At 71.5% G+C, this 18,231-nt stretch carries 16 protein-coding genes, 1 tRNA gene and 1 pseudogene; 10 read left to right on the top strand and 8 right to left on the bottom strand.

The window, feature by feature from the left end; genetic code table 11:
* Positions 1 to 374: 374 nt before the first annotated feature.
* The 3 genes from PV343_RS08525 to PV343_RS08535 all read left to right on the top strand — a co-directional run bounded on the left by PV343_RS08525 (position 375) and on the right by PV343_RS08535 (position 2,771).
* Positions 375 to 1,010, top strand: a complete 636-nt coding sequence (locus PV343_RS08525; protein ID WP_319146186.1) for a ParA family protein — start codon at positions 375 to 377, stop codon at positions 1,008 to 1,010.
* Positions 1,007 to 1,309, top strand: a complete 303-nt coding sequence (locus PV343_RS08530; RefSeq protein WP_319146187.1) for a hypothetical protein — start codon at positions 1,007 to 1,009, stop codon at positions 1,307 to 1,309. Before PV343_RS08525 ends, PV343_RS08530 begins: the two co-directional genes overlap by 4 nt.
* A gap of 145 nt (positions 1,310 to 1,454) precedes the next feature.
* Positions 1,455 to 2,771, top strand: a complete 1,317-nt coding sequence (locus PV343_RS08535) for a L,D-transpeptidase (RefSeq protein WP_415923468.1) — start codon at positions 1,455 to 1,457, stop codon at positions 2,769 to 2,771.
* Positions 2,772 to 2,903: 132 nt separating this feature from the next.
* Here PV343_RS08535 and PV343_RS08540 read toward each other — a convergent pair.
* The 4 genes from PV343_RS08540 to PV343_RS08555 all read right to left on the bottom strand — a co-directional run bounded on the left by PV343_RS08540 (position 2,904) and on the right by PV343_RS08555 (position 6,806).
* Positions 2,904 to 2,991 (bottom strand) — tRNA-Leu (locus PV343_RS08540).
* 171 nt (positions 2,992 to 3,162) lie between these two features.
* Positions 3,163 to 4,719 carry an aldehyde dehydrogenase family protein gene (locus PV343_RS08545; protein WP_319146188.1) on the bottom strand — a complete coding sequence of 519 codons (1,557 nt, stop codon included), beginning with the start codon at positions 4,717 to 4,719 and terminating at the stop codon, positions 3,163 to 3,165.
* Positions 4,720 to 4,899: 180 nt separating this feature from the next.
* On the bottom strand, positions 4,900 to 5,625 hold the full coding sequence (locus PV343_RS08550) for a GntR family transcriptional regulator (protein ID WP_319146189.1): 726 nt from the start codon (positions 5,623 to 5,625) through the stop codon (positions 4,900 to 4,902).
* 233 nt (positions 5,626 to 5,858) lie between these two features.
* Positions 5,859 to 6,806 (bottom strand): beta-ketoacyl-ACP synthase III, encoded by a 948-nt coding sequence (locus PV343_RS08555; protein ID WP_319146190.1) that lies wholly within the window; start codon positions 6,804 to 6,806, stop codon positions 5,859 to 5,861.
* A gap of 138 nt (positions 6,807 to 6,944) precedes the next feature.
* Here PV343_RS08555 and PV343_RS08560 point away from each other — a divergent pair.
* Together PV343_RS08560 and fdhD are read left to right on the top strand one after the other, a co-directional pair.
* Positions 6,945 to 7,088 (top strand): annotated as a pseudogene (locus PV343_RS08560) (Fe-S-binding domain-containing protein); the annotation flags it as partial.
* Between the two features lie 7 nt (positions 7,089 to 7,095).
* Positions 7,096 to 7,944: a formate dehydrogenase accessory sulfurtransferase FdhD gene (fdhD, locus tag PV343_RS08565; RefSeq protein WP_319146191.1), complete on the top strand. Its 849-nt coding sequence runs from the start codon at positions 7,096 to 7,098 to the stop codon at positions 7,942 to 7,944.
* Between the two features lie 155 nt (positions 7,945 to 8,099).
* On the opposite strand, the gene PV343_RS08570 is transcribed toward fdhD, so the two are convergent.
* On the bottom strand, positions 8,100 to 8,627 hold the full coding sequence (locus PV343_RS08570; protein WP_319146192.1) for an isochorismatase family protein: 528 nt from the start codon (positions 8,625 to 8,627) through the stop codon (positions 8,100 to 8,102).
* A 280-nt stretch (positions 8,628 to 8,907) separates the two neighbouring features.
* On the opposite strand from PV343_RS08570, the gene PV343_RS08575 reads away from it, so the two are divergent.
* Positions 8,908 to 10,797 (top strand): sialidase family protein, encoded by a 1,890-nt coding sequence (locus PV343_RS08575; protein ID WP_319146193.1) that lies wholly within the window; start codon positions 8,908 to 8,910, stop codon positions 10,795 to 10,797.
* 42 nt (positions 10,798 to 10,839) lie between these two features.
* Here the strand turns inward: PV343_RS08575 and PV343_RS08580 are convergent, their stop codons facing one another.
* Positions 10,840 to 11,847 carry a bile acid:sodium symporter family protein gene (locus PV343_RS08580; protein WP_319146286.1) on the bottom strand — a complete coding sequence of 336 codons (1,008 nt, stop codon included), beginning with the start codon at positions 11,845 to 11,847 and terminating at the stop codon, positions 10,840 to 10,842.
* Positions 11,848 to 12,052: 205 nt separating this feature from the next.
* Between PV343_RS08580 and PV343_RS08585 the strand changes: the two genes are divergently transcribed.
* The 3 genes from PV343_RS08585 (at position 12,053) to PV343_RS08595 (ending at position 15,944) form a co-directional block, all read left to right on the top strand.
* Positions 12,053 to 12,958 (top strand): LysR substrate-binding domain-containing protein, encoded by a 906-nt coding sequence (locus PV343_RS08585; protein WP_319146194.1) that lies wholly within the window; start codon positions 12,053 to 12,055, stop codon positions 12,956 to 12,958.
* Positions 12,959 to 13,188: 230 nt separating this feature from the next.
* A complete protein-coding gene (locus tag PV343_RS08590) occupies positions 13,189 to 15,015 on the top strand; it encodes an AMP-dependent synthetase/ligase (RefSeq protein WP_319146195.1) in 1,827 nt (608 codons plus the stop codon).
* 92 nt (positions 15,016 to 15,107) lie between these two features.
* Positions 15,108 to 15,944 (top strand): aldo/keto reductase, encoded by an 837-nt coding sequence (locus tag PV343_RS08595; protein WP_319146196.1) that lies wholly within the window; start codon positions 15,108 to 15,110, stop codon positions 15,942 to 15,944.
* Between the two features lie 96 nt (positions 15,945 to 16,040).
* Here the strand turns inward: PV343_RS08595 and PV343_RS08600 are convergent, their stop codons facing one another.
* Entirely contained in the window at positions 16,041 to 16,676 is a 636-nt protein-coding gene (locus PV343_RS08600) for a hypothetical protein (protein ID WP_319146198.1), read from the bottom strand.
* A gap of 140 nt (positions 16,677 to 16,816) precedes the next feature.
* Between PV343_RS08600 and PV343_RS08605 the strand changes: the two genes are divergently transcribed.
* Positions 16,817 to 17,512: a glycoside hydrolase family 75 protein gene (locus PV343_RS08605; RefSeq protein ID WP_319146199.1), complete on the top strand. Its 696-nt coding sequence runs from the start codon at positions 16,817 to 16,819 to the stop codon at positions 17,510 to 17,512.
* Between the two features lie 13 nt (positions 17,513 to 17,525).
* Here the strand turns inward: PV343_RS08605 and PV343_RS08610 are convergent, their stop codons facing one another.
* Complete coding sequence (locus PV343_RS08610) at positions 17,526 to 18,227, bottom strand: SDR family oxidoreductase (RefSeq protein ID WP_319146200.1); 702 nt, start codon at positions 18,225 to 18,227, stop codon at positions 17,526 to 17,528.
* Between the last annotated feature and the right edge of the window lie 4 nt (positions 18,228 to 18,231).

The raw sequence follows: 18,231 nt of genomic DNA on the forward strand, positions 1-18,231 counted from the left end.
CATCCGGTGCCGGCCGCGCAGCGGGCACCGGACGGACGAGGACACCAGGATCACCTCGGACCGTGACGGGGGGACGACGACGGCGGTGCGGTCACGCACGGTCGGCTCCCCTCGGTGTCGGTGTGTGCAGCGGCGCGCGCCGCCGTGAAGTCGCGGCGGCGCCCGGTACGCGACGACGGTACGAGAGATCGCTCGGCCGGAGCACCTGATTTTCCGGCGTCAACGCGGCGCGAAGCCAGGGGACGCACGGCCGGCCCTCGCCGGTGTCACGCATTAGCCCGCCCGCGTGATTCACCGGTGCCACCGGGTGAACCGCACACGGCGGTCACGCGTCGCCGGAAGCGGCAGGCGCTCGCCCGTTAGCGTCGGCTCCCGTGCCTCTGAGCTATGCGTTCGTGAACCTCAAACCCGGGGTGGGAAAGACGACCAGCGCCGTCTGGCTGGCCCACGCGCTGCACGCGACGGGACTGTCGCCGTTGCTCGTGGACAGCGACCCCGCGTCCTCCGCGCTGCGGTGGAGTGAGCTGGCCGGCGGATTCCCGTTTCCCGTGCTCGCACTTCCGGTCGGTGACGTGCACCGCCGGGTGAACGACTTCCTCGACAACCGGCGGGCCGTGGTGTTCGACGCCCCGCAGATGGAGGACCACGCGCAGATCGCCCGGGGCGTCATGAGGTACGCGAGCGAGTGGATCGTTCCCGTGACCCCGGCGCCGATCGAGCTGGACCGGATGGCGCCCATCGACCGGGAGATGGACGACCTGCAGTCCCTGCGCTCCCGGCCGGCCCGCGCCGCCGTGCTGCTGAACCGCACGAACCGTCCGGACGCCACCCGTACCGGTCCCGACGCCGACGCCCGCGAAGCCCTCACCGAGCGGGGTTTCGACGTGCTGTCCACGCACATCCCCCGGCTCGACCTGTACTCCCAGTCCTTCGGCAGTCCCGTAGAGGTGAAGGGCACCGCGTACATGGACCTCGCCGAGGAACTCGTCAACCGTCAGGACGCGGCATGAACCAGCGCAAGGACACCTACCGCGCCGCGCTGCGGCGGCGACCGGAGACCACGGCCCCTGCGGCCTCCACGTCTCCCGCGGCTTCGACGGCCGCCGCTTCGACCCCTTCCGCCCCGACCAGGGTCACGCCACTGGACACCCGCTACGTGAAGGTGACCATCGAACTGGACGCCGCACCCGCACGGGACCTCGGCCGCTGGGCCGGAGAGCAGCTGTCCGCACTCGTGCGCGCGGGCGAGGCGGTCCTGCGACCGCTGCGGCAGGGCGGGCGAGCCGCCCGAGAAGACCACACTGCGTGACCGCTGAGCCACCTCTCCCTGTACGTGGAATCCGCCACAGTTTGTCCGTTTCGGCGGATGAATGAATAAAAATGGCTCTTTGCGGCCGGTTGCACTCCCGTGATCGGCTCCACGGATTCAACGACCAGTGGCATGGGAGAAGCGTTTGATCACGGCACGTAACCGACGCACCGGGCTGATGGCCACGGCCGGCGTAATCGGCGGTGCACTCGCCCTCACGGCCCTCGGCGGCACCGGCTACGCCGCGACCGGCGGCAACGACAGCGGAACCCGGTCGGCGTCGCAGGCACCGACGCAGTCGACCGCACCCGCACAGACGCCGGCGCCCGCTTCGACGGCAGCCGGGCAGGCGCAGGCGATGACGCAGAGCGATCAGGCGGGCGCCCAGGCCGCTTCCGACGCCCGAATAAAGATCACTCCCGGGTCGGGCTCCTACAACGTCGCGGTCGACCACCCCGTCGTGGTCACCGTCAGCGACGGCAAGCTCACCAAGGTGACCGTGACCGCCGTCGCGTCCGGTACCGAGGTCGCGGGCACCCTGTCCGCGGACGGCACGTCCTGGAAGTCGACGGGTCCGCTGGCGCGGGCCACGAAGTACCAGGTCGCCTCGGAGGCCGTGGACGCCCAGGGCCGTACCGTCACCGAGAACGCCACGATCTCCACGGTCTCCCCGGCCAACAACTTCATCGGGCACCTGTCCCCCGAGAACGGCTCGACCGTCGGTGTGGGCATGCCGGTGACGGTCGACTTCGGCAAGGCGGTCAGCGACAAGGCGGCCGTGCAGTCGGCGATCAAGGTCAGCTCCAGCAGCGGCCAGCAGGTCGTCGGCCACTGGTTCGGCGATCACCGCCTGGACTTCCGCCCGCAGAACTACTGGAAGCCCGGCTCCACGGTCACCGTCACGCTCAGCAGCGACGGCGTCCAGAAGACGGTCACGTTCAAGATCGGGCGGAGCCAGATCAGCACCGTCGACGCCAAGACGAAGCAGATGACGGTCGTGCGGGACGGCAAGAAGATCAAGACCATCCCGATCTCGTCCGGCAGCGCCGAGCACCCGACGTACAACGGCCGGATGGTCATCTCCGAGAAGTTCCGGCAGGTCCACATGAACGGTGCGACCGTCGGCCTCACGGAGAAGGACGGCAAGCCCTCGTACGACATCAAGGCCGTGCCGCACGCCATGCGCCTGACCGACTCGGGCACCTTCATCCACGGCAACTACTGGGGCTCCGACGCGGTCTTCGGCAAGGTCAACACCAGCCACGGCTGCGTGGGCCTGAAGGACGTGAGGGGCGGCGGTGACAGCAGGACGCCCGCCGCGTGGTTCTTCGACAACTCGATGGTCGGTGACGTCGTGATCATCAAGAACTCCCAGGACAAGACCAAGCTGGCCCCGGGCAACGGCCTCAGCGACTGGAACATGCCGTGGAGCGAGTGGGTCTCGGGCAGCGCGGCCGGCTGACGCCACGTCACTCCACGCGGACGAACCCGCGCACCTTCCGCCGGGCGGCGGCCGACACCCTGTCGGCCGCCGCCCGCGGTGGATGCCCGTGGTGAAACAGAAAAAAGACCCCAGATGAACTGGGGTCTTCACTGGTGTCCGAGGGGGGACTTGAACCCCCACGCCCGATAAAGGGCACTAGCACCTCAAGCTAGCGCGTCTGCCATTCCGCCACCCGGACCAGGTGTCTGTCGCCTCACGGGATGTTCCCCGCGGCGACATGGACAACAATACCAAGGTTTCGGAGTGCGTTTCACCTGCGTATTCCGTGCGGTGGGCGGGGGCCGGGGCGCTGACCGCGCCCCGCGGGCGGCCGTACGGTCGGTGATCGTACGGCCACGGTGTGCGCGGGTCAGGGCATGAGCTGGTACTCGGGGAAGTTGCCGGGGAGTCGCTCCCCCGCCGGGCCCTGGGTGACGGCCCGTACGAGGAGTTCCCCGCCGACGAAGGCGCCGCGCCAGGAGGCGCCGAAGCCGCCGAAGAGTTCGTCGCGGTCGCCGCGGGAGCGGGGCCTGCCGTGGCCGACCTTGAAGGCGCGGATCTGCGGGGCCAGTCGTTCGAACGTGGCCCGGTCGTCCGTGGAGAGGGTGGCGACCAGGGCGCCGTTGGAGGCGTTCATGGCGGCGAGCAGTTCCGCCTCGGTGTCGACCAGGACCACGGTGTCGACGGGGCCGAAGGGTTCCGCGTGGTGGAGCGGTGAGGAGCGGGGCGGGTCGAGGAGGGTGACGGGCTGGACGTAGGCGGAGGTGTCCTGGCCGGGCAGGAAGCGGGCGGTGGCCGGATCGCCGCGGAAGAGGGGGACGGCGCCGCGGTCGACGGCCTCCGTGACCTGGTCGCGCAGTTCCTTCGCCTTGGCCGCGTTGATGACCGGGCCGAGGTCCAGGTCCGGGTAGGGGTCGTCCGGGTGCTCGACCGCCAGGGGGTGGCCGACGCGCAGCGCGCGGACCGCCGGCAGGTAGGCCGCGAGGAACGCGTCGAACAGGTCGCGCTGGACCACGAAGCGCGGGTAGGCGGTGCAGCGCTGTTTGCCGTAGTCGAAGAGCTTGGGCACGAGCGCGGCGAACGTGTCCCAGTCCGAGTGGTTCCAGAGGCCCCAGGTGTTCAGGCCCTCCTGTTCCAGTACGTGCCGCTTGCCGAGGTCGGTCACGGCGGTGGCGACCGCGGCGCCGGTGTCACGGCCGCCGACGAAGGAGACGCAGCCGATCTCGGGCGCCCGCACCAGCGCCTGGGACAGCTCTCCGCCGCTGCCGCTGACGAGGGTGACGGGCAGTCCCTCGCGGGCCGCCAGGGCGCAGGCCAGGGTGAGGCAGGCGACGCCGCCGTCGGTGGGGGTCTTGGCGATGACCGCGTTGCCCGCGAGCACCTGCACCAGCAGGGCGTGGACGAGGACGCTCATCGGGTAGTTCCAGCTCGCGATGTTGGACACGGGCCCGTCCAGCGGGGCCCGGCCGGCGATCATGGGTTCGATGCCGTCGACGTACCAGCGGACGCCGTCGACGGCCCGGTCGACGTCCGCCCGGGCGAGCCGCCACGGCTTGCCGATCTCCCAGACGAGCAGCAGGGCCAGGAGGTCGCGGTGCGCGGCGAGCGCGTCGAGCGTGGCGGCGACCCGCGCCCGGCGCTCGGCCGGCGGGACGTGCCGCCAGGCGCGGTGCTGGTCGAGCGCCGCCCGTACGGCCTGCCGGGCGACGGCCCGGTCCAGCCGGGGCGGGCCCGCTATGGGGGTGCCGTCCACCGGGCTGGTGGCGGGCAGGGCCCGGCCGTCCGCGTGCCAGCCGGCGTTCCAGAGGTTGAGGACGCGGTCGTCCCGGAAGGCCTCGGGTGCGGCGGCCAGGCAGCGCTGCCATGCCTCGGGCCAGGACGTGCCCGCTTTGCGGGTGAGGGGGGACGCGGTGAGGGTGGGTGCCATTCGGTTGCTCCGCTCTCGGTGCACGGTCGAGAGAAAGGTGCGGGAAGGGCTGCGCGGGAGGGCCGGGAGGGCCGGCATCGGTGCGCGCCGGACGGCCCGGGCGGGAAGCGCGGCGTGAACGGAGAAGTTACCGACAGGGCGGGTGAGCCGACAGTCACCGGACGCGGACTATGAGTGAAGTCACTGCCTCACGGCGGATCGACCCACGAGTGGCGTCGGGCAGGCCCCGTCGGTCTCGTGGTGCTTGTGGTACGCCTGCCGGGTGAGCTCGGTGTGTTCGCGCATCAGGCGGGCCGCGCCCTGGTCGTCGTGGTCGGTGAGGGCCTGGACGAGGTCCTGGTGCTCCTGCCAGGCGGTGCCGCCGCGCTGCCCCGCCACCGGCGCGTAGTACCAGCGGACGCGGCGGTCGACCTGGGCCGCGAGTCCGGCCAGGACCCTGTTGCCGGCCATTTCCATGATCTTGCCGTGGAAGGCGGCGTTCAGGGCGACGGCGCGGTGCACATCGTCCTCGGCGACGGCCACCCAGCCCTGCCGCACGATGTCCTGGAGGGTGTGGAGGCCTGCCGTGCCGGCGTTCAGTGCCGCGAGCCGGGCCGCCTCGGCCTCCAGGAGGGTGCGGACGGTGAGGAGCTGGTCGGCCTCCTCGGGGGTGGGCACGTGGACGTACGCGCCCTGGGCGGGGCGCAGGTCGACCCAGCCCTCGGTGTTCAGCCGTTGCAGGGCCTCCCGCACCGGCTGCCGGGACACGCCGAGGTGGCCGGCGAGTTCGCTCTCGACCAGGTGTTGGCCGGGCCGCAGGGCGCGGGTGGTGATCAGCTCGAGCAGCGCCTCGTACACGCGGTCGCGCAGGGGGCCGGGCCGCTCCAGCTTGGGCACGGCTCCCTGCGGCAGTCCGGTCGACAGCATCGCGTTCCCCCTCCTGGGCAGGTGCCGTACGCGGCGCGCCGTGCGCAGAAGGTCGTCTGCGGCGTGCCGTGCGCGGCGGGTCGTGTGCGCGGCAGGTCGTATGCGGCACACGGTGGACTGCCCACTGTGGATTGTCTTTTGTCTACAGTCTGCGGTGCACAACTGCGGTGCGCAGAAGCCGGACGAAGGGGGGCGGGCGCGTCACGTCCTCCCGAGCGTCCCCGCGGTCGGCCTCACGGGCACCGTACGACCTGTCCGGCGTACGAGAGGTTCCCGCCGAAACCGAACAGCAGGACCGGATCGCCGCCGCGGACCGCGCCCTGCTCCAGCAACTTGGACAGGGCGAGGGGAATGCTGGCGGCGGAGGTGTTGCCCGATTCGGTGACATCGCGGGCGATCACGGCGTTGACGGCGCCGATCTTCTGCGCGAGCGGTTCGATGATGCGGAGGTTGGCCTGGTGCAGGACGACCCCGGCCAGGTCGGCGGGGGCGATGCCGGCCTTCTCGCAGGCGCTGCGGGCGAGGGGCGGCAGCTGGGTGGTGGCCCAGCGGTACACGCTCTGCCCCTCCTGCGCGAACCGGGGCGGGGTGCCCTCGATGCGCACGGCGTGGCCCATCTCCGGCACCGATCCCCACAGCACCGGACCGATCCCGGGTTCCCGGCCCGGCTCGCACGCCTCGACCACGGCGGCCCCCGCGCCGTCGCCGACCAGGACGCAGGTGCTGCGGTCGCTCCAGTCGGCGACCTCGGACATCTTGTCGGCGCCGATGACCAGGGCCCGGGTCGCCGCGCCCGCCCGGATCGTGTGGTCGGCGGTGGCGAGGGCGTGGGTGAAGCCGGCGCAGACGACGTTGACGTCCATGGCGGCCGGGCTCGGGATGCCGAGCCGGGCCGCGACGCGGGCGGCGGTGTTCGGCGACCGGTCGATGGCGGTGGAGGTGGCCACGAGGACCAGGTCGATGTCGTCCGGGGCGAGGCCGGCCGCGGCGAGGGCCTTGCCTGCGGCGTGCGCGGCGAGTTCGTCGACCGGTTCGTCGGCGCCGGCGATGTGCCGGGTGCGGATGCCCACGCGGCTGCGGATCCACTCGTCGCTGGTGTCGACCATGCCCGCCAGGTCCTCGTTGGTGAGCACCCTGGCGGGCTGGTAGTGACCGATGGCGGCGATGCGCGAGCCGTTCATGGCGGGGGTCCCCCTCGTTGCCGTGGGTAGCGGGATCCACCAGTCTGATCAATGACTCACGGGTACGACGGCAGGTGAAGTCACAGGAAACGGGCGCCCGAGTTGTCGGCTTCCGCAGAGTCCGGCCGCCCGTGAGCGGGCCGCGGCCTCACGCTGCCTGTGCAGGACAATGAGATCGTCGAGGTCACCTCGCCGCACGACGGCACGGTCGGCACGGTGGCCCACGGCAATCTCCGTATCAAGGGCCGTTTCGGCCGCCAGCACGTACAGAACCGGGGCTGATCAGGACATGGGACGAGTCACGGAACGACGCAAGGTCCTCCGGATCCGGGACGGGGCGGTGTCCAGCCGGCCGGACACGCTCGTCGCCGAGGAGCCGCTGGAGATCCGGCTGAACGGCAAGTCCCTCGCGATCACCATGCGGACCCCGGGTGACGACTTCGCGCTGGCGGCGGGGTTCCTGGTGAGCGAGGGTGTGCTGGCGACCGTCGACGATCTGCAGAACATCGTCTACTGCGCCGGGGCGACCGCCGACGGTGTGAACACGTACAACGTGGTGGACGTGAAGACCGCCCCGGGTGTGGCGCTGCCGGAGTTCACGCTGGAGCGGAACGTGTACACGACGTCGTCGTGCGGGCTGTGCGGGAAGGCCAGTCTGGACGCCGTGCGCACGACCGCGCGCTGGCCGATCGCGGACACTCCCCCGGTCCGGGTGACCCCGGAGCTGCTGGCGAGCCTGCCGGACCGGTTGCGGGCGGCGCAGCGGGTGTTCGACCGCACCGGTGGTCTGCACGCGGCCGCGCTGTTCACCGAGGACGGTGAGCTGCTGGACATACGGGAGGACGTCGGCCGGCACAACGCGGTCGACAAGCTGGTCGGGCGGGCGCTGCAGAACGGCGACCTGCCGTTGTCGCGGACGCTGCTGCTGGTGTCGGGGCGGGCGTCGTTCGAGCTGGCGCAGAAGGCGGTGATGGCGGGGATCCCGGTGCTGGCGGCGGTGTCGGCGCCGTCCTCGCTCGCGGTGGACCTGGCCGCCGAGACCGGGCTGACCCTGGTGGGGTTCCTGCGGGGCAGCTCGATGAACGTGTACGCGGGTGAGAACCGCGTCGCCCTGCCGGCCGCGGCTGCCCGGGGCTGACGGGCCCGCTCAAGGACGCACAGCGGCACAGCGGCACAGCGGCACGGCAGTACGGCAGTACGGCAGTACGGCAGTACGGCGGCGGGGGTACCGGGCGGCGGGGAGCGCCCAAGCGCCCCCTGCGCCGGCGCGACCCCGCCGTGCCCGGCCCGGGCTCAGTCGCGGGCGAAGGTGAGGTCCGCCGCGCTCACCACGGTGCCCAGCCGGGGGAAGTCCAGCCGGACGGACGCCTCGTGCTCGGGGGCGGTGAGGGCGGCCATGGCGTCCTCGACGAAGACCAGGTCGTAGCCGAGGTCGGCGGCGGCGCGGGCGGTGGACTCGACTCCGAGGTTGGTGGCGATGCCGCCGAAGACGAGGGTGCGGATGCCGCGTTCACGCAGCCGTTCGTCGAGTTCCGTGCCCTGGAAGCCGCCGATGGTGCGCTTGACCACCTCCAGGTCGCCCTCCCGGCGCAGCCCCGCCACCAGCCCGCTGCCGGGCGGCTGTTCGGGGACCGAGGGGCGTTCGACCCGGATGAGGACGACGGGGGCGCCGGCGCCGCGGAAGGCGGCCGCGAGGTGCTCGGCGGTGGCCAGTACGTCGGTGCCCTTGCGGGGTTCCAGGGGCAGCGCGACGATGCGGTCCATCAGGTCGACGAGGACGAGGGCGGTGCGCTGCGGATCGAGCACGGGAGCTGCGGTCATGACGGAACGTTAGCCGCCGCCAGCCGTCCGTGGCGGAAATCCGGATCAACAGGCGTGTGAACTGATCGCGTTCGGCGGCCGTCAGGGGTGCGAGCGGTTCGCCGTCGGCCCGGCGGGCGGCCATTTCTCAGCGGGTGACGAGGTCCCCTGATCCGGCGCGCTTCATGCGGTGCACGCTGCTTGTGGGGCGGCGGGGCCGCAACTACCGTCATGAGAACGGACATCAGACGTGGGATGTCCGGACGTCCGGATGTCCGGCCGACGAAGGGCAGGTCGTTCCATGCCGTCAGGTCTTCGCGCCCGTCTCAGATCGGTGCCGGCCACCGCCCTCACCACGGCGGCGCTGGTCGCGCTCCCGCTCGCCTCCACCCATCCGGCGCACGCCCGCGCGGGCGATGCCTCGCCCTCGCCCGCGCCCGTGTTCGAGCAGCAGGCCCTTTTCAAGGCGTCCCAGGATCCCGGGTACGCCTGCTTCCGCATCCCGGCGATCGTGCGGACCGCGGACGGCACGCTGTTGGCGTTCGCCGAGGGGCGGGTGCTGAACTGCGGGGACGCGGCGGACATCGACATCGTGGTGAAGCGCTCCACGGACGGCGGCCACACCTGGGGCCCGCTGCGGGTGGTCAACGAGGGCGCGGGCGACACGCACGGCAACCCGGCGCCCGTCGTGGACCGGGAGACCGGCCGGATCTGGCTGGCGGAGACGTACAACACCGGACGTACGGACAGCGCGAGTTGCTCGGTTCCCTGCGACCGCACCCCGCACCTGCAGTACAGCGACGACGACGGGGTGACCTGGTCGGCGCCGCGCGACCTGAGCCCCGAGATCCTGCCCGCCGACTGGAACTCCTGGTACGCGACCGGTCCGGTGCACGGCGTCCAGCTCACCCACGGCCGGTACGCGGGCCGGCTGGTCTTCGGCGTCAACACCGAGACCTGGGACGGCAGCCGGGTCACCGCCAACCACGCCGCGCTCGTCGTCAGCGACGACCACGGCGGTCACTGGCGGATCGGCGCCACCGACTCCTGGCCCGTCGCCGCCGACGGCACGTTCCGGCAGAAGCCCTCCGAGCTGACCCTCACCGAGCGCGCCGACGGCTCGGTCCTGGTCAGCGGCCGCGAGCAGGACGGCACCGACCTCGGCCACCGCACCCAGGCCGTCAGCAGGGACGGCGGCGGCAGCTTCACCGCGCCCTTCCGCGGTCTGCCGGACCTCTACGCCCCGCAGGTGCAGGGCTCGGTGCTGCGTCTGGGCGACCGCATCCTGCTCTCCTGCCCCGCCGACCCCGACCGGCGCCGCACGATGATGATCCGCTCCTCCTACGACGGCGGCCGCACCTGGGACAGCGTGGACCGCGGCACGGTCGTCACCACCGACTGGTCCGGCTACTCCGACCTGGTGCGCGCCGACCACGACACCGTGGGCCTGTTGTACGAGGGCGGGGCGGTCGACGCGCGCGACGAGATCCGCTTCGCCCGCTTCACGGTGGACTGGCTCGCCCCGCGCCGAGGCCCCGACCCGCGCAGCGCCGACCTCGCCCCGCACGCCCGCCCGGCGGCGGTGCTCGGCGGTCCCCGGGAGACGGACGGCGTGTCCGGCGGCGCGCTGGAGTTCGACGGCACCGACGACGCCGTACGCCTGCCGTACCGGCCCGGGCTGTTGCTGGGCGGCGGGGACTTCACCGCGTCCCTGTGGTTCCGGTACACGGCCGGCACCGGGGAGCAGCCCCTGCTGTGGATGGGCGGTGTCGGTACCAGCCAGCCACAGGTCTGGGTGCGCGGCGAGCCCGCGAACCACCGCCTCCAGGGGCTCATCACGGTGCGCGACGGCGCGGCGGCGCCGCAGACCGCGTACGTGCGCACCGCCGACGCGTACAACGACGGCGCGTGGCACCGCCTGGTGCTGCGCCGCTCGGCCGACGAGCTGTCGTTGACCGTCGACGGTATGCGGTCGACCGTCGCCGGTGTACCGGGTTCCGTCAGCCGTAACTCGCCTTTCGGGGTGCACATCGGCCAGCGTGTCGACAGCCGGGCCTTCTTCACCGGGGCGATCGACGAGGTGCACGTGTGGGACCGGGCGCTGACCGACGAGGAGCTGTCCGACCCGAAGGCGCCGCCGTTCCTCAAGGACACCGTGCTGTGGCTCCCGCTGGACCGGGTCACCGGCTGACGCCCACCGGACGGAACGCGGCTCAGCGGGTGCGGGGTGGTCTCAGCGGGAGCCGGTGCCGGCCGCGGTGCGGGACGCCGCGGCCGGCCCGGCGGGTTCCCCGGCCGCCTCCGGGTCGCGGGCGCGCCGCTTGGCGATGACCGCGCAGACCATGAGCTGCATCTGGTGGAAGAGCATCAGCGGCAGCACGGCCAGGGAGGCGTGGGCGGCGAACAGGACGCTGGCCATCGGCAGGCCGGAGGCCAGGGACTTCTTCGAGCCGGCGAACTGGATGGCGATCCGGTCCTCTCGGGGGAAGCCGAGCATCCTGCCGCCGTACCAGGTCAGGCCCAGCATGACGGCCAGCAGGACGGCCTCGACGCCGAGCAGCGCGCCGAGCCGGGCGGGGCTGACCTGGTGCCAGATCCCGCGGGTCATGCCCTCGCTGAACGCGGTGTAGACGACGAGCAGGATGGAGCCGCGGTCGACGAGGCCGAGGACCTTCTTGTGCCGGGCGACGAAGCCGCCGATCCAGCGGCGCAGCACCTGTCCGGCGAGGAACGGCACCAGCAGCTGGAGCACGATCTTGACGAGGGAGTCGGCGGAGAACCCGCCGCCGCTGCCGCCGAGCAGCAGGGCCGCGAGCAGCGGGGTGACGAGGATGCCGACCAGGGAGGAGAAGGAGCCGGCGCAGATGGCGGCGGGCACGTTTCCGCGGGCGATCGAGGTGAACGCGATCGACGACTGGATGGTGGACGGTACCAGGGTCAGGAAGAGCAGCCCCTGGTACAGGGGCTGGGTCAGCACCACCGGCACCAGGCCGCGGGCGGCCAGGCCCAGGACCGGGAAGACGAGGAAGGTGCAGGCCAGGACGGTGAGGTGGAGCCGCCAGTGCCGCAGGCCGTCCATGGCCTCGCGGGTGGAGAGGCGGGCGCCGTAGAGGAAGAACAGGAAGGCGATCGCGGCGGTGGACGCGCCGGAGGCCACGTCCGCGCCGGTGCCGTGGGCCGGGAAGAGCGCCGCGAGGCCCACGGTGCCGAGCAGCAGCACGATGTAGGGGTCGACCGGCATCCAGCTCGGCCAGCGCAGGCGTGTCACGGTGCTCCACTCACTGTTCGTCGGGTTCGTGTCCGTCGGGTCGCCCCGTCGAGTCCGGACGGCCGGGCCCCCGGGCCCGCCCACCGCTCCATGGTCCACCCGTGCACCTCGATCGGGAATCGGGCATACCACTCTGACTGTCATCGCGCTACGTGATGAGCGGCGTTAGGCTGCGGGCGTGTACGACCCCACGCACCTGCGCACGTTCCTCGCGGTGGCGCAGACGCTCAGCTTCACGCAGGCCGCGCGGCGGCTGGGTCTGCGCCAGTCGACGGTCAGCCAGCACGTGCGCCGGCTGGAGGACGCGGCCGGCCGCCGGCTGTTCCTGCGGGACACGCACGCGGTGGAGCTGACCGAGGACGGCGAGGCCATGCTGGGCTTCGCCCGCAGGCTGCTGGAGGTGCACGAGCAGGCGACGGCGTTCTTCACGGGCACCCGGGTGCGGGGCCGGCTGCGTTTCGGCGCGTCCGAGGACTTCGTGCTCACCCGCCTGCCGGAGATCCTGGAGGGGTTCCGGCACGACCATCCGGAGGTCGATCTGGAGCTGACGGTGGAGCTGTCCGGCACTCTGCACGAGCAGCTGGCGGCGGGCAAGCTGGACCTGGTACTGGCCAAGCGGCGGCCCGAGGACCCGCGCGGTGAGCTGGTGTGGCGCGACGACCTGGTGTGGATCGGTTCCGGGCACCTGCGTCTGGAGGCCGGACGTCCGGTGCCGTTGATCGTGTACCCGCCACCCGGCATCACCCGGGCCCGCGCGCTGGAGGTGCTGGAGGAGCAGGGGCGGCCGTGGCGGATCGTGTGCACGAGCGGCAGCCTGAACGGTCTGATCGCCGCCGCGCGCGCCGGTCTCGGCGTGATGGCGCACTCGCGGCGGCTGATCCCGCCGGGGCTGTTCCGGGTGCCGGAGCGCGCCGGGCTGCCCGAGTTGGGCAGGGTGGATTTCGTGCTGGTGCACGGGCGGCGCCCGGGTGCGGCGCAGGGCGCGGCGGACGCGCTGGCGTCGGCGATCCTGGCGGGCGGGGACCGGTTGCGCGCGGGGCGGCGGCAGGCGGGCGGCCTGCGCGGACAGCACCATGGCCGGTAATCGGGTCGTACAGATTCGGTGGAGATTACGGCACCGAAACTTACTGACCCGTAAGTATTCTGTCCGACCCTTCCGCATGTGAGGGTATTTTCCGGCCGTCGACCGGGAGGAAGGCGAGGTTTGCTCGGTTTCCTTACCCCTCCCGCCCGGCGAACGGGTGGGGTAGCTTTCACGGCGCTGAGCGGAGCACCACGGGCGTGACCGAAAAGCGAGGAAACGGGGAGCGAGGTTTGCGCGAGTTCACCACCCCTCCGTCGACGTCGGCACCGCCGGTGGGCGGTCTGGCCGACGCCGTGTTCGAGCATGCCCAACGGGATCCCCTGCACGTCGCGCTGGGCCGCAAGGACGAGTCGGGGCAGTGGCGGGACGTGACCTCGGCCGAGTTCCGCGACGAGGTGCTCGCGCTGGCCAAGGGCCTGCTGGCCCGGGGCATCCGCTTCGGCGACCGGGTCGCGATCATGTCCCGCACCCGCTACGAGTGGACCCTCTTCGACTTCGCCCTGTGGACGATCGGCGCCCAGGTGGTGCCGATCTACCCCACGTCGTCGGCCGAGCAGTGCTTCTGGATGCTGTACGACGCCGAGGTGTCCGCGGCGATCGTGGAGCACGAGGACCACGCCATGACGATCGCCACGGTCATCGACCGGCTGCCGCGGCTGCGGGAGCTGTGGCAGCTCGACTCGGGCTGCGTGCGGGAGCTGTACGACGCGGGCGCGCACCTGGACGACGAGGTGGTCCACCGGCACCGGGAGGCGGTCACTCCCGAGTCGGTCGCCACGATCATCTACACCTCGGGCACCACCGGCCGGCCCAAGGGCTGTGTGATCTCGCACGGCAACTTCATGTTCGAGGCGGACACCGTCATCGAGCGCTGGGAGCCGGTGTTCCACTCCAAGAAGGGCGACGAGGCGTCGACGCTGCTGTTTTTGCCGCTGGCGCACGTCTTCGGCCGGATGGTGGAGGTCGCCACCATCCGCGGCGGGGTGCGGCTCGGCCACCAGCCGCAGCTGAACGCCACGGCCCTGCTGCCCGACCTGCAGGCGTTCCGGCCGACGTTCATCCTGGCGGTGCCGTACATCTTCGAGAAGGTGTTCAACGCCTCCCGTCGCAAGGCGGAGAAGGAGGGCAAGGCGGGGCCGTTCGAGAAGGCGGTCGACATCGCCGTGAAGTACGCCGACGCCGTCGAGGCCAAGGCGTGGGGCACCGGTCCGGGGCCGTCGGCGGCCCTGCGGATGCAGCACCAGCTGTTCGACAAGCTGGTGTATGCGAAGGTCCGGGCGGCGATGGGCGGCCGTATACGGAATGCGATGTCCGGTGGTTCGGCGATGGACCGCCGGCTGGGGCTGTTCTTCGCGGGCGCGGGCGTGCAGATCTACGAGGGCTACGGGCTGACCGAGTCGACGGCGGCGGCGACCGCCAACCCGCCGGAGCGCACCCGCTACGGCACCGTCGGGCAGGCCATCCCGGGGGTCACCGTGCACATCGCGGACGACGGGGAGATCTGGCTGCACGGCGGCAACGTCTTCCAGGGCTACCTCAACAACCAGAAGGCCACCGACGCGACCCTGCACGACGGCTGGCTGGCCACCGGCGACCTCGGTGCCCTGGACGAGGACGGCTACCTGACGATCACCGGCCGCAAGAAGGAGATCCTGGTGACCTCCGGGGGCAAGAGCGTCTCGCCCGGTGTCCTGGAGGAGCGGGTCCGCGACCATCCGCTGGTCAACCAGTGCATCGTCGTCGGCAACGACCGGCCCTACGTCGCGGCCCTGGTCACCCTGGACCAGGAGGCCGTCGAGCACTGGCTGCAGATGCGCGGCAAGCCCCGGCTGAGCCCGGCGCAGCTGGTGCGCGACCCGGACCTGGAGACGGAGGTGCGGCGGGCGGTCGTGGCCGCCAACACGCTCGTGTCGCAGGCCGAGTCGATCCGCACCTTCCGCATCCTGGCGCAGCCGTTCACCGAGGAGCACGGCCTGCTGACGCCGTCGCTGAAGCTGAAGCGGAAGGCGATCGAGAAGGCGTACGAGAACGAGGTCGAGGCCCTGTACCGGACGTGAGCGCACGGACAGCCCGGTCAGGAATACATCGGGGCCCGTGATCATTGACCATGGGAGTACCACCTGTCGACAACCGAAGGATCAACGAGCTCGTGAGCAGCAAGGTCCCCCCGATCATCCTGAACAACGGTGTCGAGATGCCCCAGCTGGGCTACGGCGTCTGGCAGGTGCCGGACGACGAGGCCGAGCGGGCCGTTGCCAAGGCGCTCGAGGCCGGCTACCGCAGCATCGACACCGCGGCGATCTACGGCAACGAAGAGGGCACCGGCAAGGCCATCGCGGCTTCCGGCCTGCCCCGTGAGGACGTCTTCGTCACCACCAAGCTCTGGAACAGCGACCAGGGGTACGACTCCACGCTGCGCGCGTTCGACGCGTCGCTGGAGAAGCTGGGTCTCGACTACGTGGACCTGTACCTGATCCACTGGCCGCTGCCGTCCCGTGACCTGTACACCGACACCTACAAGGCGTTCGAGAAGCTGTACGCCGACGGCCGCGCCAAGGCCATCGGCGTGTCCAACTTCCTCCCCGAGCACCTGCGCCGGCTGATCGAGGAGACCTCGGTCGTGCCGGCGGTCAACCAGATCGAGCTGCACCCGCACCTGCAGCAGAGCGTGTCGCGGGAGCTGCACGCCGAGCAGGGCATCGCGACCGAGGCGTGGTCGCCGCTCGGCCAGGGCAAGGGGCTGCTGGAGGTGCCCGCGATCGTCGCGATCGCGCGGAAGCACGGCCGCACCCCGGCGCAGGTCGTGCTGCGCTGGCACCTGCAGCTGGGCAACGTGGTGATCCCCAAGTCCGTGACGCCGTCGCGGATCGAGGAGAACATCGCGGTGTTCGACTTCAGCCTGGACGACGAGGACCTCGCGGCGATCCGCGCGCTGAACGAGGACCGGCGGCTGGGTCCGGATCCGGCCACGTTCGACGTGGGCTGATTCCCCGACGGCCCGTTCGCCCGGTCCGCGTCCGCCCCATCGCCCGAGCGGTGGGGCGGACGGCTGTCCGCGCGCTTCCGGCCCGGGCGGTGAGTCTCAGTCGAGGTGCCCGTCCGCGTGGACGACCTCGAACTCCTCCAGTCCGACGACCCGTACGTGGGCCTTGGCCGCGCCCTCGTGGCGGGCCGCGGCCTGGCCGCCGCGGGACGCGGCCATCGAGTCGCGGTCGGTGAAGAGGACGGCGACGCGTCCGGTGCCGTGCTCACGGTCGAGGAGCAGGACGGCCCTGGCCACGCCGGGCAGGGTCTCGTAGCGCGGGAGCGCGGTCGAGCGGAAGGTGTCGGCGAACAGGTCGGCGTCCGCGGGGTCGAACTCGACCCGGGTGACGCTCAGTCCGCCGCCCACCCGGGGTGCCTGGACGGAGTGGCGGACGACCGCCTCGAAGTTCTCCACGGTCAGGGTGCCGGCGAACGGCCCGAGCATCGAGGTGCGGTGTTCACGCATCACCAGGTCGCTGTTGTGCCGCTGCTGCGGGGTGTCCCACTGGCTCACCCCGAGGAGTTTGCCGAGTTCCCGGTCGACGAAGACGCCGGCTCCGCGGTAGCCCGGCCGTTCTTCGAGCAGGTCGCGTCCCTCGGTGTTCAGGGCTCTGACGGCCGTGTCGATCTTCGTGGGGTCGCCGGTCACGTAGATGGTCCGCACGAACATGGCATTCGCCTCCCAGTTCGACATGACCAGTTTCCCCCGTGGGCAAATACCCGCAAATGGCGCAGCGCTCGCGCGTTGCCCGCGAGGGGTTGACGGGGACATGCACATGGGCCACCTTGTACGGCACCGGTAAGGAAACTTTCCTAACAGAAGGGTCCCCCACAGTGCGCTTTCGAACACTGACCCTCGCCGCGGCTTCCGGAGCCGCCCTTCTCGCCGCCGGAGTGCTCCCCGCTCACGCCTCCGGCCCGTCCGCACCCACGTCCGCCGAGGAGGGCTCGGTCAGCGCGGCCGACCTGCTCGCCAAGGTGACGTCCTGTTCGCAGATCTCCAGCGGCAAGTACAAGACCGACGACGAGACCTCGGCCACGGTCCCCGTCTGCGGCAAGAACGGCGCGGTCTTCTGGAAGGCCGACATGGACATCGACTGCGACGGCCAGCGCACCACCAACTGCAACGAGAACCGCGACCCCTGGTACCAGGACGACACCGCGTTCCACCAGTCCGACGGCAAGCCGCTGAAGGCCGAGTCCCTGCCGTACGTCGTGGTGCCCAGTTCCAGCAGCATCTGGAACTACTCCGGCGCGGGCATCAAGGGCGGCGGCGTGGTGGCCGTCGTCTACAACAACAAGGTCGAGTACGCCGTCGTCGGCGACACCGGCCCCACGAAGATCATCGGTGAGGCCTCGTACGCCACCGCCAAGGCCCTCGGCATCGACCCCGACCCGGCCACCGGCGGGGTCGACTCCGGCGTGACGTACATCCTGTTCAAGAACTCCAAGGTCTCCCCCATAGAGAGTCACAGCGCGGCCGTCTCCCTCGGGGACCAGCTGGCCAAGCAGTTCCTGCACAACAACTGACCGGGCGGTCGCGTCAGTTGGGCTGACCCAGCGGACGCACCACCACGGTGTTGACGTCGACCCCGGCCGGCTGCCGGATCGCCCAGACCACCGAGTCGGCGATCTGGTCCGCGGTCAGGAGGTGCCCCGGGGGCAGGCTGCCGTAGCTGTCCCAGAAGGGGGTCTCCACCCGGCCGGGGGCGACCAGCGTGACCCCGACGCCGAACTCGGTGACCTGGCGGCGGGTGTTCTCGGCGAGACCGGTCACCGCCCACTTGGTGGCGCCGTAGAGGTTGCCGGGCGTGGGGACGAAACCGGCCACGCTGCCGATGAGCACGATCCGGCCGCGGGTCTCCTTCAGCGCGTCGACGGCGGCCCTGATGAGCAGGGCGGGACCGAGGACGTTGGTGAGGACCATCTCGGTCCAGCCCGCCGGATCGCCGTCGGCCACCGAGTCGTGCGTGGCGAAGCCCGCGTTGGCGACGACGGTGTCCAGCCGGCCGAATGTCTTCAGTGTACGGTCGACCGCATCCTGCACATCGTCGTACGACGACGCGCTGCCGGCGACCGTCAGCAGGCCCTCGGGATGCCCAACACCGTCGGCGAAGTCCCGCAGCCTGCGCTCCCCGCGTCCGGTGACGGTGACCCGGTGGCCCGCGTCCAGCAGCTGCCGGGCCACGGCGGCGCCGATGCCGCTGCCACCACCGGTGACGAGTGCGACCGGAGCGTCGTTCATGTCT

Source organism: Streptomyces sp. WI03-4A, from assembly GCF_033792105.1.
Classification (GTDB): Bacteria; Actinomycetota; Actinomycetes; order Streptomycetales; family Streptomycetaceae; genus Streptomyces; species Streptomyces collinus_A.